Annotated in this window: 16 protein-coding genes; 10 read left to right on the forward strand and 6 right to left on the reverse strand. The window is 68.9% G+C overall.

Annotated elements, in window-relative coordinates:
* The first annotated feature begins 64 nt into the window (after positions 1 to 64).
* Positions 65 to 724: a response regulator transcription factor gene (locus tag ACS5PN_RS19860; RefSeq protein ID WP_439465747.1), complete on the forward strand. Its 660-nt coding sequence runs from the start codon at positions 65 to 67 to the stop codon at positions 722 to 724.
* Positions 721 to 2,094, forward strand: coding sequence for a sensor histidine kinase (locus tag ACS5PN_RS19865; RefSeq protein WP_439465748.1), 1,374 nt, complete (start codon positions 721 to 723; stop codon positions 2,092 to 2,094). The genes ACS5PN_RS19860 and ACS5PN_RS19865 overlap by 4 nt, the downstream gene beginning before the upstream one ends.
* Here ACS5PN_RS19865 and ACS5PN_RS19870 read toward each other — a convergent pair.
* A complete protein-coding gene (locus ACS5PN_RS19870; RefSeq protein ID WP_439465749.1) occupies positions 2,091 to 3,515 on the reverse strand; it encodes a PLP-dependent aminotransferase family protein in 1,425 nt (474 codons plus the stop codon). The genes ACS5PN_RS19865 and ACS5PN_RS19870 overlap by 4 nt on opposite strands.
* Positions 3,516 to 3,610: 95 nt before the next feature.
* Here ACS5PN_RS19870 and ACS5PN_RS19875 point away from each other — a divergent pair, with 95 nt between their 5' ends.
* A complete protein-coding gene (locus ACS5PN_RS19875) occupies positions 3,611 to 4,057 on the forward strand; it encodes a carboxymuconolactone decarboxylase family protein (RefSeq protein WP_439465750.1) in 447 nt (148 codons plus the stop codon).
* Here ACS5PN_RS19875 and ACS5PN_RS19880 read toward each other — a convergent pair.
* Positions 4,048 to 4,962: a LysR substrate-binding domain-containing protein gene (locus ACS5PN_RS19880; protein ID WP_439465751.1), complete on the reverse strand. Its 915-nt coding sequence runs from the start codon at positions 4,960 to 4,962 to the stop codon at positions 4,048 to 4,050. The two genes, ACS5PN_RS19875 and ACS5PN_RS19880, sit on opposite strands and share 10 nt — an antisense overlap.
* 121 nt (positions 4,963 to 5,083) lie before the next feature.
* Between ACS5PN_RS19880 and ACS5PN_RS19885 the strand changes: the two genes are divergently transcribed.
* From ACS5PN_RS19885 to ACS5PN_RS19910, 6 genes are all read left to right on the forward strand, one after another.
* Complete coding sequence (locus ACS5PN_RS19885; RefSeq protein WP_439465752.1) at positions 5,084 to 5,818, forward strand: SDR family oxidoreductase; 735 nt, start codon at positions 5,084 to 5,086, stop codon at positions 5,816 to 5,818.
* A gap of 10 nt (positions 5,819 to 5,828) precedes the next feature.
* Complete coding sequence (locus ACS5PN_RS19890; protein WP_439465753.1) at positions 5,829 to 6,737, forward strand: alpha/beta fold hydrolase; 909 nt, start codon at positions 5,829 to 5,831, stop codon at positions 6,735 to 6,737.
* A gap of 57 nt (positions 6,738 to 6,794) precedes the next feature.
* Positions 6,795 to 8,807 (forward strand): molybdopterin-containing oxidoreductase family protein, encoded by a 2,013-nt coding sequence (locus ACS5PN_RS19895; protein WP_439465754.1) that lies wholly within the window; start codon positions 6,795 to 6,797, stop codon positions 8,805 to 8,807.
* A 146-nt stretch (positions 8,808 to 8,953) separates the two neighbouring features.
* A complete protein-coding gene (locus ACS5PN_RS19900) occupies positions 8,954 to 10,948 on the forward strand; it encodes a M30 family zinc metallopeptidase (RefSeq protein ID WP_439465755.1) in 1,995 nt (664 codons plus the stop codon).
* Between the two features lie 68 nt (positions 10,949 to 11,016).
* A complete protein-coding gene (locus tag ACS5PN_RS19905) occupies positions 11,017 to 12,084 on the forward strand; it encodes an aminopeptidase (RefSeq protein WP_439465756.1) in 1,068 nt (355 codons plus the stop codon).
* Entirely contained in the window at positions 12,050 to 12,589 is a 540-nt protein-coding gene (locus ACS5PN_RS19910) for a GNAT family N-acetyltransferase (protein ID WP_439465757.1), read from the forward strand. Before ACS5PN_RS19905 ends, ACS5PN_RS19910 begins: the two co-directional genes overlap by 35 nt.
* Here ACS5PN_RS19910 and ACS5PN_RS19915 read toward each other — a convergent pair whose 3' ends face one another.
* The 3 genes from ACS5PN_RS19915 to ACS5PN_RS19925 are packed head-to-tail and all read right to left on the reverse strand — an operon-like array spanning position 12,590 to position 14,663.
* Complete coding sequence (locus ACS5PN_RS19915) at positions 12,590 to 12,934, reverse strand: hypothetical protein (RefSeq protein ID WP_439465758.1); 345 nt, start codon at positions 12,932 to 12,934, stop codon at positions 12,590 to 12,592.
* Positions 12,931 to 13,893, reverse strand: coding sequence for an aldo/keto reductase (locus ACS5PN_RS19920; RefSeq protein ID WP_439465759.1), 963 nt, complete (start codon positions 13,891 to 13,893; stop codon positions 12,931 to 12,933). The genes ACS5PN_RS19915 and ACS5PN_RS19920 overlap by 4 nt, the downstream gene beginning before the upstream one ends.
* A 2-nt stretch (positions 13,894 to 13,895) precedes the next feature.
* Positions 13,896 to 14,663 (reverse strand): tetratricopeptide repeat protein, encoded by a 768-nt coding sequence (locus tag ACS5PN_RS19925; protein WP_439465760.1) that lies wholly within the window; start codon positions 14,661 to 14,663, stop codon positions 13,896 to 13,898.
* 134 nt (positions 14,664 to 14,797) lie between these two features.
* Here ACS5PN_RS19925 and ACS5PN_RS19930 point away from each other — a divergent pair, with 134 nt between their 5' ends.
* Positions 14,798 to 15,124, forward strand: coding sequence for a polyhydroxyalkanoic acid system family protein (locus ACS5PN_RS19930; protein WP_439465761.1), 327 nt, complete (start codon positions 14,798 to 14,800; stop codon positions 15,122 to 15,124).
* A gap of 29 nt (positions 15,125 to 15,153) precedes the next feature.
* Here the strand turns inward: ACS5PN_RS19930 and ACS5PN_RS19935 are convergent, their stop codons facing one another.
* Positions 15,154 to 15,405 (reverse strand): acyl-CoA-binding protein, encoded by a 252-nt coding sequence (locus ACS5PN_RS19935; protein ID WP_439465762.1) that lies wholly within the window; start codon positions 15,403 to 15,405, stop codon positions 15,154 to 15,156.
* Positions 15,406 to 15,485: the final 80 nt, after the last annotated feature.

The following is a 15,485-nucleotide window of genomic DNA, read 5'->3' on the forward strand; positions in this document are numbered from 1 at the left end:
ACCGACTATTAAGAAACTTAATATCGGATTAACCATAAGGGCCGCCACCGCTAAAGTGAGCGCCATGAACCTGCTGCTTGCCGAAGACGACACCCTGCTGGCCGACGCCCTGCAGCAGCAGTTGCTGAACGCCGCGTTCAAGGTCGAATGGGCCGAGAACGGCGCCGTGGCCGAATACCTGTTGAAGAAGCAGGACTTCGACATCGCCATCCTGGACCTCGGCCTGCCCCTGGTGGACGGCCTGACGGTGCTCAAGCGCGTGCGCGAGGCCGGCCGCACCCTGCCCATCCTCGTGCTGACGGCGCTGGACGCGTTGGAGCACCGCGTCGCCGGCCTGCAGGCCGGTGCCGACGATTACCTGACCAAGCCCTTCGACTTCCCCGAACTGGAAGCACGCCTGCATGCGCTGATGCGCCGCGGCCGGCCGGCCTCGCAAAACCAGCAGCTGCGCCGCCTGAGCATCGACCGCGCCGCGCGCCGCGCCAGCATCGGCGGCGAACCGCTGGAGCTGAGCCCGCGCGAATGGTCGCTGCTGGACCTGCTGGTGGCCGAGCGCGACCGTGTCGTCACCAAGGCCCAGATCGTCGAGGCCTGGGGCGCCGATGAGGGCGGTTCCATCGAGGTCTACATCCACCGCCTGCGCAAGAAGCTCGAAGGCTCGGGCCTGGCCGTGCGCACCGTGCGCGGCCTGGGCTATCTGCTGGAAGCGACCAGCTCGCCGTGAACAGCCGCTCGCTGCATCGGCAATTGCTGTTGTGGCTGCTGCTGCCGCAGATCGTGCTGTGGCTGGTCGCCGCCTTCGGCGCCTACCGCCTGGCCAGCCGGCACGCCGACGAGCTGGTCGACACCAGCCTGCTGCAGGCCGCCCGGGCCCTGGCCCGCCAGATCAAGCCCACGGCCAGCGGCCTCTTCGTCGACCTGCCGCGTTCGGCCCAGGACATCCTGGCCGCCGACCCCGATGACCGCGTCATGTACATGGTCAGCTCGCCGCCGGGCCAACTGCTACTGGGCGACGCGCGCATGCCGCCGCCGCCGAGGCAACCGGCGCTGAACGAGCCGGTGTACTTCAACACGACGGTGCCCGAGGCCATGCGTGTCGTGTCCCTGGACCTGCACCTCGGCGCGGCCGGCGCGGCCGACTCGACGCTGCGCGTGCAGATCGCCCGCTCCAGCGCGCCGCGCGACTTGCTGGCGCGGCGCATGCTGCTGGACACGGCCCTGCCGCTGTCGCTGCTGATCGCGTTGATGAGCATGGTGGTCTGGGCCGGCATCCGCAAAGGCCTCAAGCCCCTGGCCGAGCTGCAGCAGCAGGTCGAAGGCCGGCGCGCCGATGCGCTCGACCCCGTGCAACTGCGTGCCGCCCCGCCCGAGGTCAGCGCCCTGGCGGGTGCCGTCAACGAACTGCTCGGCCAGGTCCAGCACAGCCTGGCGACGCAGCGCCGCTTCATCAGCGACGCGGCCCACCAATTGCGCACGCCGCTCGCCGGGCTGAAAAGCCAGACCGAGCTTGCGCTTGAGGCGACGACCGATCCCGCCCTGCGCCAGCGCCTGGAGCGCGTACACGAGAGCGCCGTGCGCGGTGCCCGCCTGGTGTCGCAGCTGCTGGTGCTGGCCCGCGCCGAGCCCGAGGCCGTGGCTGCCCAGGGTTGGGGGCCGGTGGACTGTGGCCGCCTGGTGCATGAGGTCACCGCCGAATGGGTGCCGCGCGCGCTGGCCGCAGGCTGCGACCTGGGTGTGGAGGTGGTTGACGAGGGCTCGAGCGTGCAGGGCGTCGAGCTGCTGCTGCGCGAGGCCCTGGTCAATCTCATCGACAACGCGCTGCGCTATGCCGGCGCCGGCGCCACCATCACCGTCAGGCTGCGCCGCGCCGGCGACGATGTGTGGTTGGACGTCGAGGACAACGGCCCCGGTCTCACACCCGAACTGCGTGAGCGGGCCTTCGAGCGCTTCGTGCGCGGCGCGACCACGGGCGAGGGCTGCGGCCTGGGCCTGGCCATCGTGCGCGAGATCGCCGAGCGCCATGGCGGCAGCGCCGAGCTGCTGCCGGCGGCGCCGCGCGGCTGCATCGCGCGGCTGACCCTGCCCGCCGCCTAGGACAACAGGTCGGCCATGCGTGCGATCGCCGCGTCGATGCCCTCGGGCGTGACGCGGCCAAAGCCCATCAGCAGACCGTTGTGCTCGGGCGCAAACACCTGCAGAGGATAGAGACCCACATCCACGCGCCTGGCCAGGGCGGCCAACTGCGGTGCGTCCATCGCGAGGCCGGGTTTGAACAGCGCGGCCTGGTGGAAGCCGGCCTCGGCCGGCAGCAGCCTCAGCCAGGGCGCCAGCGGCCCGGCAAAGCCCGCCATCAGCCGCTCGCGCCGGCGCGCGTACTCGGCCATGCAGCGGCGCAGATGGCGGCGGTAGGCGCCTTCCTGCATGAAGCGGGCGAGGGCGCTCTGCAGCAACAGCGGGCCGTGCACATCGGTGAGGTGGCGGGCATTCAGCAGCGCCTCGCGCAGGGCTGGCGGCGCGATGACATAGCCCAGGCGCAGCGATGGCGCCAGCGTCTTGGAGAAGCTGCCGACAAAGGCGACGCGGCCTTCGCCGTCCAGCCCCTGCAGGCTGTCGCGCGGCTGGCCCTCGAAGCGGAATTCGCTGTCGTAGTCGTCTTCGATGATGACGGTGCCTTCGCGCGAGGCCCAGGCCAGCAGGGCCCGCCGCCGCGCCGCGCTCATCGCCACGCCAAGCGGAAACTGGTGGGCCGGCGTCGTGTAGACCAGGCGGGCGCCGGCGGGCAGCGCGTCGGTCACCAGGCCTTCGTCGTCCACCGGCACCGGCGCGATGCGCGCGCCCTGGGCCTGCAGGAGCGCCTGCACAGGCGGATAGCCGGGTGATTCAACGGCGGCGACTTCGCCCGGGCCGACGAGCACGCGCACCAGCAGGTCAAAGGCCTGCTGCGCGCCCTGGGTGACGATGACATCGGCCGGGGAGCAGCGCACGCCGCGCGCATAGGCCACATGCTCGGCAATCGCTTCGCGCAGGGCCGGCAGGCCGCCCGGCGACGCATGGGCGCTGCCCTGGCCCAACTGGCGCTGCGCCGCGTGCAGATGGCGGCGCCAGTCCTCGTGCGGGAACAGGGCCGGGTCGGGCGAGCCACCGACGAAGTCGAAGCGGGCCAGCGGGTTGTCGACAAAGCGCAGCAGCGGCACGGGCAGTTGCTCGAAGGCGGCGATGCGCGCGGCGCTGGCAAAGCGCGGTGGTGCGACCGGCGGGGTCTCGGGCTCAGCCGCAGGCAGCGCCCGCACAAAGCTGCCGCGGCCGCGGCGCGCCTCGATGAGCTGCTCCAACGTCAGCCGCTCATAGGCCTCGGCCACGGTCTGGCGCGCCAGGCCCAGCTGCTCGGCCAGCAGCCGCGTCGGTGGCAACTGGGCGCCGGTGGCCAGCCGCCCGCTGCGGATCAGGCCGCGCAACTGGCGCAGCAACTGCTCGCCGCGCGGCTGGGCGGGATCGATGACGATGTGGAGATCCATCCGGTGGACTGGTCGAAATGGTCGGGATTGGACTGCTGGCGGCGGCGGGGCGCGCTCACCATTCGCTCACCCCAACGCAACCCCTGGAGCATCCCATGAGCACCGCCCGCATCGACTTCTACAACGCCTCACCCGCCGCCATCAAGGCCATGCTGACCCTGGAGGGCAGTGTCGGCAAGCTCGGCCTGGAGCCCAGCCTGATCGAGCTCGTCAAGATGCGTGCCTCGCAGATCAATGGCTGCGCCTTCTGCCTGGACATGCACAGCCGCGATGCCCGCAAGGCCGGCGAGAGCGAGCGCCGCCTGCATGTGCTGCCGGCTTGGCGCGAGACGAATCTGTTCTCTGCGCGCGAGCAAGCCGCTCTGGCCTGGACCGAGGCCCTGACCCAGGTGACCCAAGGCCATGCCAGCGATGCCGACTATGAGTTCGCCAAAGCCGAGTTCAGCGAGGCGGAACTCGTCAACCTCACGCTGGCCATCACCACCATCAATGCCTGGAACCGCTTCGCCATCGGCTTTCGCAGCCAGCTGCCTCAGCTGTAACGGTCCACGCCTTCGACCAGGCGCTTCGCCAGCCGCGCCTCGCCCAGCTTCTCCAGCCACCAGGCCAGGGCGCGGCCGTCGCTGGCCCGCCAGCCGACATACAGCGTGTTGGGCTCGCGCGGCACCGCGACCGTCTTCTGCACCAGCTCGCCGCGCTGGAGCAGCGAAGCCACGCGGGCCTCGGGCAACCAGCCCACGCCGAGGCCAGCCCGCTGGGCGGCTATCTTGGCAGCCATGCTGGGCACGGCCAGCCTGGCCTGGCCGGCGCCATGGCCATAGGCCCGGCCCTCGCCGCGGCGCGAGGTGTCGGCCACGACGACGGCGCGATGCGCCTGCATCTGCTCGGCTGTCAGCGGGCCCTTGACCTTGGCCAGCGGATGGCGCGGCGACACGGCATAGACCCAGTGCATCTGCCCCAGCTCGCGCCACTGCACATTGATGCCGGCCGGCGGCTCGTTGGTGGCGCCGATGACGAGGTCGCCCCGGCCCTCGGCCAGGGCTTCCCAGGTACCGCCCAGCACCTCGTGCGTGATGCGCAGGCCCACACCTGAATCCAGCTTGTCGAAGTCCTGCACCAGCGGCAACAGCGAGTCGAACTCGATGATCTCGTCGGTGACGATCCAGAGTCTGTCCTCCCAGCCCTTGGCCACCTGGGTGACGCGCCGGGTCAGCCTCTGCATGTCGTCGCGCAGCCGCGCGGCCTCGCGCACCAGCAGGGCGCCGGCGGGTGTGAGTTGCATGCGGTAGCGACGGCGGTCGAAGAGCAGGGCGTCGAAGCGGCCCTCGATCTGGCGCAGCGTGTACGACACCGTGGACGGCGCCTTGCCCAGGCTGGCGGCGGCCCGCGTCAGGCTGCCGCTCTCGCCAATCGCTTCCATCAACTGGATTTCTTCATCGCTGAGCATGGGATGTTCGAAAACCTTGCACGAGTGGGCCAAGACGGCCGGACGTCAAAAAGGGGGGCCGAAGCCGAGTATCGAGTCCACGGCAAACAAGCCGCTCCACCCGACTCGAAAGGAAACCATCATGTCTACTCGCTTCGCCAACAAGACCGTCCTCGTCACCGGTGGCACCTCCGGCATCGGCCTGGCCGCCGCCCGCGCCTTCCAGGCCGAAGGCGCCCATGTCATCGTCACCGCCCGTCCGGGCAAGGCCCACGACGCCGAAGGCTTCGAGCTGGTCGCCCTGGACGCCTCCGACGTGCTCGGCGCCCGCGCCCTGGGCGCTCACCTCGCCGCGGCCAGCCGCTCGCTGGATGCCGTCTTCGTCAACGCCGGCATGGCCGAGTTCGCCTCCCTGGCTGACGCCAGCGAAGACCTCTGGGACCGCACCTTCAACACCAATGCCAAGGGCGCCTTCTTCCTGATCCAGGCCCTGCGCCCGGTGCTGGCCCGCGGCGCGTCCATCGTGCTGAACGGCTCCATCAACGCCCACATCGGCATGCCCAATTCGGCCATCTACGCCGCCAGCAAGGCCGCGCTGATCTCGATGGCCAAGACGCTGTCGGCCGAGCTGCTGCCGCAAGGCGCCCGCGTCAACGTCGTCAGCCCCGGCCCGGTCGCCACGCCGCTGTACGGCAAGCTGGGTTTCGATGACGAGACGCTGAAGCAGGTGGCCGCCCAGATCCAGAGCCAGGTGCCGCTGGGACGCTTCGGCACCGTCGAAGAGATCGCCTCCACCGTGCTGCACCTGTCCGCGCCCGAGTCGGCTTTCATCGTCGGCACGGAAATCATCGTCGACGGCGGCATGAGCCAACTTTGAGGAGAGCACCATGAAGCGCTTCATTTCAGCCGTCGCCACCTTGCTGCTCGCCGTCGGCGCGAGTTCAGTGACTGCCGCCACCATCGAAGACCGCAGCGCCGCCGCCAACGGCGTGCAGCTGCACTACCTGCAGGCCGGTGCCGGCAGCGAGACCCCGGTCGTGCTGCTGCACGGCTACACCGAGACCAGCCGGATGTGGCGGCCCTTGATCGACAAGCTCGCAGACCGCCGCGTCGTCATCGCGCCAGACCTGCGCGGTGCCGGCGGCTCAGCCAAGCCCGACAGCGGCTACGACAAGAAGACCCTGGCCCAGGACGTTCACGCCCTGGTCAAGGGCCTGGGCCACCGCAAGGTCAAGATCGTCGGCCACGACATCGGCCTGATGGTGGCTTACGCCTACGCGGCCCAGTTCCCCGACGAGGTCGAAAGCATCGTGTTGATGGATGCCTTCCTGCCCGGCGTCGGCGACTGGAAGAACGTCTGGCTGCTGCGCGACCTGTGGCATTTCCACTTCCACGGCCAGACCGCGCTGCAACTGGTGGCTGGCCGCGAGCGCATCTACTTCGAGCATTTCTGGAACGACTTCGCGGCGGACAAGGCGCGCTCGCTGTCCGAGGCCGACCGCCAGTTCTACACCGCGGCCTATGCCCAGCCGGGTGGCATGAAGGCAGGCTTCGGCTACTTCAAGGCCTTCGAGCAGGATGCGGCCGACTTCGACGGCTTCGCCCAGGTCAAGCTGCAGCAGCCCATGCTGGTGCTGACGGGCGAGAAGGCTTCCGGCACTTTCCTGATCGAACAGGCCAAGCTGGTCGATGCCCAGGTCGAAGGCGTCGTCATCCAGGGCTCAGGCCACTGGCTGATGGAAGAGGCGCCGGCCCAAACCATCCCGCGCCTGGTGGACTTCCTGAACCGCCGCTGAGCCGGGCGGCGCGTCTTGAGAGAATCGCGGGGTTGTATTTCCGGCCTCGCGATCTCCATGACCACCCGTACTGTCTTTGGCGCCTGCCCCCACGACTGCCCCGACACCTGCGCCCTGCAGGTCACCGTCGAGGACGAACGCGTCATCAAGGTGCAGGGCCGTGCCGAGCATCCCAACACCCACGGGGCGCTGTGCACCAAGGTTTCGCGTTACCCGGAGCGCACCTATCACGCCGAGCGCCTGCTGCATCCGCTCAAGCGCGTCAGCAAGAAGACCGAGGCGCCCCAGTTTGTTCAGGTGACCTGGGCCGAAGCCCTGGCCGATATCGCCGCGAAGCTGAAGGCGATCCCCGACCCGCAAGCCATCCAGCCCTACAGCTATGCCGGCACCATGGGCCTGATCCAGGGCGAGGCGATGGCCGGCCGCTTGTGGAACGCCCTCGGTGCCGCACGCCTGGACCGCACCATCTGCGCCTCGGCCGGCGGCGCAGGCCTGGCGGCCACCTACGGCCACAAGCTGGGCATGCACACGCGCCACTTCGCCGGCGCCAAGCTCATCGTCATCTGGGGCAGCAACAGCATCACCTCCAATCTGCACTTCTGGACCTATGCCAACCAAGCCAAGCGCGAAGGCGCCAAGCTGATCTGCATCGACCCGCGCAAGACCGAGACGGCCGACAAATGCCACCAGCACATCGCCGTGCTGCCCGGCACCGACGGCGCGCTCGCCTTGGGGCTCATGCATGAGCTGATCCAGAACGATGGGCTGGACCAGGACTACATCGACCACCACGTGGACGGCTGGGACGAACTGCGTGCCAAGGCCCTGGCCTGGCCCCCGGAGCGCGCGGCTGAGGTCTGCGGCATCACGGCGGACGAAGTGCGCGGCCTGGCGCGTGACTACGCCACCATCAAGCCCGCGGCCATCCGCATGAATTACGGCCTGCAGCGTGTGCGCGGCGGCGGCAATGCGGTGCGCCTGATTGCGCTGCTGCCCTGCCTGACCGGCGCCTGGCGCCATGAAAGCGGCGGCGCGCTGCTGTCGGCCTCGGGCTGGAACGCGCCTTTCAAGAACGCGAACCTCGAACGCCCGGACCTGCTGGCCGGCCGCAACCCGCGCATGGTCAACATGAGCACCATCGGTGACGCGCTGCTGGCGCCCGCCTCGCCCGAGTTCGGGCCGCGCATCGAAGCCCTGGTCGTCTACAACAGCAACCCGGTCGCTGTGGCGCCCGAGTCGCCCAAGGTGGTCAAGGGCTTCCAGCGCGAAGACCTGTTCACTGTCGTGCTCGAGCACTTCATGACCGACACGGCCGACCTGGCCGACTATGTGCTGCCGGCCACGACCCAGCTCGAGCATCTGGACGTGCACACCTCCTACGGCCACACCGATGTGCTGATGAACCAGCCGGCCATCGCGCCGCTGGGCGAGGCCAAGACCAACACCCAGATCTTCCGCGAGCTCGCGGCCGCCATGGGCCTGACCGACCCGGCCTTCAGCGACAGCGACGAGGAGCTGGCCGCTCAGGCCTTCACGGCCGACATCGACATGGCCCTGCTGCGCGAGCAGGGCTGGCAGCCGCTGCCGATTCCCGAGGCGCCGTTTGCCCAGGGCGGTTTCCGCACCCCCAACGGCCGGGCACAGGCGGGCGGCGCGGACTTCGTGCCCAACTACGAGAGCGTGCAGACCTCACCCGAACTGGCCGCTCGCTATCCGCTGGCCATGATCTCGCCGCCGGCGCGCAACTTCCTGAACAGCAGCTTCGTCAACGTGAAGAGCCTGCGCGACATCGAGAGCGAGCCCATCATCGAGATGCATGCCGACGACGCCGCCGCGCGCCAGCTCGCCGATGGCACCCGTGTGGCCGCGTTCAACGACCGCGGCCGCTATGTTGCGACGCTCAAGGTCAGCAAGCGCGCCCGCCCCGGTGTCGTCAACGGCCTGGGTGTGTGGTGGCGCAAGCTCGGCGTGCAGGGCACGAATGTCAACGAGGTCACCCACCAGCGCCTGACCGACATGGGCAATGCGCCGGCCTTCTACGACTGCCTGGTGCAGGTCGAGGCCGCATGAGAGCGCTATCCGGGCGCCGAGGTGATTCTTAACGCCTGAGCTAGGGGCGGCGAACTATTTGGCGTGCCAGCAGCGCTTGCACAATGCGCGCCGTAGGGCCGCCTGCCGTGGCGCAGGGCCGTTATGACAAAAGACAGGGAAGAACCATGACAAGCCAATTCAAGGCTGGGCTGCGCCATGTGGCGGCGGCCAGTGCATTGCTGCTGCTGACCGCCTGCGGAGGCGGGGGCGGCGGAGGCAGCACGCCCACCCCCGCACCGCCGACGCCGCCGACACCGGCACCGGTGGTGGCCGACCCGGTGCTGCGCGTCAGCGCCTCGTCCAGCCAGCTCTACGCTGGCGAATACGTGCAGTTCATCGGCGGTGACAGCCAGTCCGGCGTCACGTGGCGTTGGGAATTCAGTGACGGCACGACGGCCGACGGCGTCAGCGTGGAGCGGCGCTTTGTCCAGGCCGGCAGCTTCACGGCCACGGCGGTGGCCCAGAACAGTGCCGGCGTCACGGTGCGTGCCAGCACCACCGTGCAGGTCGAAGCGCAGCCCGCGCCCGTGGTGCGGGCTGCCAGCACCATCCTGCAGCCGGGCTGCAGCGGCCTGCACTGCGGCGTCGCCGCCGATGGCCGCTATGCCGGCAGCGGTGTCGGCGTCTGGCGGATGCGCAATGCCGGCACCGCGTCCCAGCTGGTCGACGTGGACATCGGTGGCGTGCAGGCGGGCCAGGCGGTGACCCTGGTCTTCAGCAACGGCCAGAGCGTCGATGCCACCGAGCTGCCCAAGAGCGGCCTGCCCGCGGCGGCGAGCCTCGCTGCCGCACCGAATACCCGCATGCTGGCCGCTGACGGCGCGGACACGGGCGCCGGCGTGAGCCGCCTCGATGCAGGCCATGCGCGCTCGCGCGGCTTGCAGCAGCGGCAGGCGCTGGATGATCTGCACGGTGCGCAGCCTGTAGCGCGCGCCGCCACCGAGCCGCGTCGCCGCGCGCTTGCGGCGGGCGATGTCGGCAGCACGCGCATCTGGAACGACCTCTACGACGATGAGACCAAGCCCGTGCCTTTCACGGCCAGCGTGCTCAGCACCTGCAGCATCGGTGCCACGGGCCGTCGCCTGGTCTTCTGGGTGGACCAAGAGCTGACCACGGCCCACACCGTCGAGGCGGCCCACGTCGAGCCCCTGAAGCGCAGCTTCTGCGGCGACCAGGGTGGCTTTGCGCGTGTCATTGCGCTGCTGGGCGACGTCTGGGGCGGCACCGAGGTGGGCAAGCGGTCCTGGTTGGTCCAGGAAACCCCGGCCCAGCAGCAGGACGTCAACATCGTCGTCACCAACCACATGGGCTCCAGCAACGATGTTGCGGGCTATTTCTACGGCCTCAACAACTCCTACCGTTGGCGCAGCGCGCGCTATGCGAACTCGAACGAGGCCCTGGCCTTCTTCGTCAGCGGCAGCGGCCTGGCCGGCAACCCGAGCTTCTACGCCTCCACCCTGGTGCACGAGCTGACCCACATGGTCAACTACCACCAGCGCACCATCCAGCGCGGCGTGCTGCATGACGACTGGCTGGAAGAGAGCTCGGCCATGGCCACCGAAGACCTGCTGGCCGAGACCGTCACACCGGGCATCAACAAGATCGTCAACTCGCGCCTGCCCGCCTATCTGCGCTCGGGTGGCATCACGTCCATGACCGACTGGCTGGAAAGCTCCAGCAGCACCAACTACGCCGCGGGCGGCAGCCTGGCGGCCTTCCTGAACCGACGCTTCGGCAGTGGCTGGACCAAGCAGCTCGTCAGCGATTGCGGCGACGACAGCTACGCCTGCCTGGACGCCCTGATCAAGCGTGCCGGCGGTGAAGGCCTGGCCGACGAATGGGAGCGCCTGGGCAGCAGCGTGTTCGGCGGCATGCCGCAGCGCCACGCGCCCTGGGGCTACGGCTTCCCGCAGGTGCAGTGGGAGGGCTTCTGGCTGATGGGCGTCGACACGGCCCAGCAGGCCAATGCCCGCAAGGTGGCGCCTGTCAGCGGCGTGACGCGCTTCGGCAGCACCGGCCACACCTATCTGGACGACCAGGTGGCTGCCGGCGCGACGCGCTATGTGCGCCGTGGCGTGCGCGTGCCCGCGGGCACCGTGCTGACGGTGGTGGTGCGCTGAGGACGAGCGGTTACTTCGCCGGCGACGTGGGTGGTGACAATCACGGCTCCACCCCGTCGCGAATCCGCTTGATCTCATCCCGCGCCCTGCTCATCGCCGTTGCTGCGCTGTCCCTGAGCGGCTGCAGCGCTCTCAGCCACTGGAGCCAGGCCGCGGGCGGCCACCTCGGCATCATGCGTGCGGCCAGGCCGGTGCCGGACTGGCTGGCCGACCCGGCCACGCCGCCCGACCTGGCCGAGCGGCTGAGGCTCTCGCAGCAGATGCGCGACTACGCCAGCCGCGAGCTGGCCCTGCCCGACAACAACAGCTACCGCCGCTATGCCGACCTGAAGCGGCCGGCCGTGGTCTGGAACATCGTCGCGGCACCCGAGTTCGGCCTGACGCTCAAGACCTGGTGCTATCCCATCATGGGCTGCGCCGGCTACCAGGGCTGGTTCGATCGCGACGCCGCCCAAACCCACGCCGATGCATTGAAGGCCGAGGGCTGGGAAGTGCAGGTCCAGCCCATCCCGGCCTATTCGTCGCTGGGCTGGAGCCGCTGGCTGGGCGGCGACCCGCTGCTCAACACCTTCATCCGCTATCCCGAGGGCGAGCTGGCGGCCATGATCTTCCATGAGCTGACCCACCAGCGCGTCTACACCAGCGACGACACCGGCTTCAACGAGGCCTACGCCAGCGCCGTCGAGTTGCTGGGCGCGCGGCAATGGCTGGTGGGCAAGCCCGAGGCCCTGGCCGCCTTCGAGGCCGGCCGCGAGCGGCGGGCGCGCTTCCTGGCGCTGGCGCGCGAGGGCCGGGAGAAGCTCAAGGCCGTCTATGCCGGCCCGGCCGAGTCGCGCGCCGCGGGCAAGGCGGCCGTCATGGCCGAGCTTCGCGAGCGCGCGCTCACCGAGGCACCGGGCTACGAGGCCTGGTTCCAGCGCGCCAACAACGCCAGCTTCGCCATCCTGTCGGCCTACGACGAACTGGTGCCGGCCTTCATGCGCCTGTTCGAGCGTGAGGGGCGCGACTGGGTGAAGTTTCACGCTGCGGTCGAGCAGTTGAAGCCGCTGCCGCGCGAGGAGCGCCGCGCTACATTGAAGGGCCTTGGAGGAGGCCCTGTCGATGAAGCTGACCCTGCGACGCGTCAAACCCGCTGACGCCGCCGCCATCGCTGAACAGTTCAGCGACCCCGATGTCTTTGGCGGCACCCTGCAACTGCCCTTCGCCAGCGAGGAGATGTGGACCCAGCGCATCGCCGGCATGAATCCTCCGGCTGCAGGTTCCAGCGAGCTCGTGCTGGCTGCCGTGCTGGACGACCAGGTGGTGGGCCTGGCGGGCCTGCATCCCGTTGGCCCCGCTGTGCGCCGGCGGCACGTGATGTCGCTGGGCATCACCGTCGCCAAGGCGGCCCAGGGCCAGGGCGTCGGCCAGGCGCTGATGGCCGGCCTGCTGGACTACGCCGACAACTGGGCGCAGATCCTGCGCATCGAGCTGACCGTCTATCACGACAACGCCAAGGCCATCCGGCTCTACGAGCGGCACGGTTTCGAGCTGGAAGGCCGGCTCAGGGCGGATGCCCTGCGCAATGGCGTCTACGAAGACGTGTTGATGATGGCGAGGCTGCATCCGAGGCAGCCGATGGTGAGGGCTGCTGGGGCTTAGTCAAGCATTTACGCTGAACGATGTGCAGAGCAACTCCAACTGACCGCAAGCGTTGAAGTTGAATCGCAGGTGCCGGTAGCCTGAATCTGGATTGACCGAGCCGGCCTCGATATGGCGCGTGAGCCATTCGGATTGCATGACTTCGCAGGCGCCGTCGTAGGGCTCCCCTTCCAGCAACCGCTCCGCCTCTTGCCAACGGAATGCGCAAACCTCTTTGAACTGGACGCACACAGTTCGTTCCGCCCAGTCTTGGAATGTGACGCTCAAAACGCCACTGGCCAGACGCAGCTCCGGGTACTCGGCGTCAGCAGTGCTGAAGCCAGGTTGTAGCGGCTCCGCTTTCACGGCAACGCCTGCCCCCGCGCCGTCACATACAGCCGATACCACTCGTCCCGGCTCAGCTGAATTTTGGTCGCATCGGCGCAGGCCTGAATCCGCTCCGCGTTGCCGCTGCCAATGACAGGCTGGATGCCTGCCGGATGCCGCAGCAGCCAAGCCAGCAGCACCGCATTGGCCGTCGTCTTGTGCGCCTCGGCAATCTCATGCACGGCCTTGGCGGCGGGTGAGGCGGCCGGTTCGTTGAAGCGGCCCTGGGCCAGCGAGCCCCAGGCCTGCAGCTGCACACCGTGGCGCTGGGCGTATTCCAGCGTGCCGGCCCAGGCGACGCAGCCGGGGCGCGTTGCGGCCTGCGGGTCGTTGAAGGTGGTGCCGACGTCGATGGCGTCGAGCTTGGCCAGGCTCAGCTCCAGCTGGTTGGCGACGATGGGTTCGGGCAGGGCCATCTGCAGCCAGCGCATCTGGCCGGCATGCATGTTCGACACGCCCAGGTGGCCGACCTTGCCGGCCGCCTTGAGCCGGCCGAAGGCGCGCGCGATCTCGGCGGGTTCCATCAGCGCGTCGGGGCGGTGCAGCAGCAGGATGTCGATGCGCTCGACGGCCAGGCGCTGCAGGATGCCGTTGACGCTCTCCTCGATGTAGGCGGCACTGAGGTCATAGCGGCCGACGTGGGCGTCGTCGGCGAAGCGGATGCCGCATTTGCTCTGCAGCCTGAGCTTGGCGCGCAGACCCGGGTCGCGCTTGAGCAGCTCGCCGAAGACGGCCTCGGCCTTGCCGCGGCGGTAGATGTCGGCGTGGTCGAAGAGCTTGACGCCAATCTCCAGGGCCGCCTCGACCGCCGCGTGGGCCTGGGCCACATCGGCCTCGGTGATCGGGCCCCCGCCCCAGTCGCCGCCCAGGGCCATGCAGCCGTAGACGAGGGGGCCGACATCGAGGAGGTGGGTATTCAGGGGCAGGGAGCGGGACATGGTCAACCGATGGAGGTGGGGCCGGCATCATGCGCCAGCGATTGATTCTTGCGCCAGCCGAACAGGCCGGCCAGGGCGGCGCCGAGGCCGGTGAGGAGGGCGCCGATGCTGGCGATGCGCAGCAGGCGGCGGCGCTGACGGGCGCTCAGCATGGCCTTGCGCTTGGGGTTCTCGGCCAGGTCATGGATCAGCATGATCTCGTGCTGGCGTTCTTCGATGATGTGGGCGAGCTCGCTACCTTGCTCCAGCCGCCGCGCCAGTTCGCGCACGGCGTCCAGTTCGCGTTCGCGGATGCGCAGGCCCGGTGCCTTCAGCGGGCTGCCCATGGTGCGGGCGCGCATGTAGAGGGCCTTGGCCGCCAGGCGGTCGGGCTGGCAGCCCCAGCCGGCTTCCAGGCAGCTGGCCAGATTGAAGGTGGCGTCGGCATGGCCTTGGGCGGCGGCGGCGGTGTAGAGCTCCACGCCGCGCGGGGCATCGGGGGCGCCGCCCCAGCCGCCGACGAGGATGCGGCCGAGATGGAATTTGGCTGTCAGGCTGCCGCCCGCGGCGGCGTTTTCCATGCGTTCACGGGCCTGAGCCGGGTCGCGCGGCAGGCCGGTGCCTTCGAGCTGGCACAGGGCGAGCATGGCCATGCCCTCGGCATCGCCCGAATCAGCGGAAACCCGGAACCAGTAGACCGCCTGCTCATGATCGGGCTCGGGCGCACGGAAATGCGCCAGCCCTTCCATCAGCGGGTCGAGACATAGCGGATCGGGGTCGGCAAGGCGCATGGATCCTCCCTGAACTTCAGCTGGCTTGGCGCCAGGCTTTTTTCGCCGCGGGAGTATGCGTGCAAATGCATGGGCGGAGCTGACGCCGGCCTTCTCGCTTAGAGTGGGGTGCACGAGACAAAGGAGAGCCCCCGATGGCCGAGATCCGCATCCACCGAGACCATGACCTGGGCCTGAAGAAGGCCCGGGAGATCGCCTGGAAGTGGGCCGAGCAGGTCGAAGAGAAGTTCGACATGGAATGCACGGTGCACGAAGGCGAGGATGAGGACACCGTGGAGTTCACGCGTTCCGGCGTGAAGGGCGAGCTGACGGTGGCGGCCAACCATTTCGACCTGAAGGCCCAGCTGGGCTTCCTGCTGGGGGCTTTCAAGAAGACCATTGAGTCCGAGGTCGAGAAGGAACTGGACACCCTGCTGGCTGCCAACAAGAAGAAGGCTGCGACCAAAAAGAAACCGGCCTGAGCCGGTTGCTTTGCAGGCGGCTGAGCCGCTTACTTCAAGGATTCGATGAGGTCGACGTACTGCTGTTGAGCCTCATCGGTGCTCGTGCCCTTCAGCTCATTCCACGCATCCCACTTGGCGCGGCCGACCATGTCGGTGAAGCCGGGGCGCTTGCCATCGACGTCGCCGGCGCTGCCTTGCTTGTACAGGGCGTAGATCTTCAGCAGCGTCATGTTGTCCGGCCGCTCGGGCAGGTTCTTCGAATCGGCGACGGCGGCTTCGAATTGGTCTTTCAGGCTCACGGGGTTCTCCAGGCTGATTCGAGGGGTTCGACTTGGTCACAATCGAACGACGGGTCGCCGAGTTTAGGCCCGGTCAATAA

The organism is Roseateles sp. NT4 (assembly GCF_051857475.1).
Lineage (GTDB): Bacteria > Pseudomonadota > Gammaproteobacteria > Burkholderiales > Burkholderiaceae_C > Pelomonas.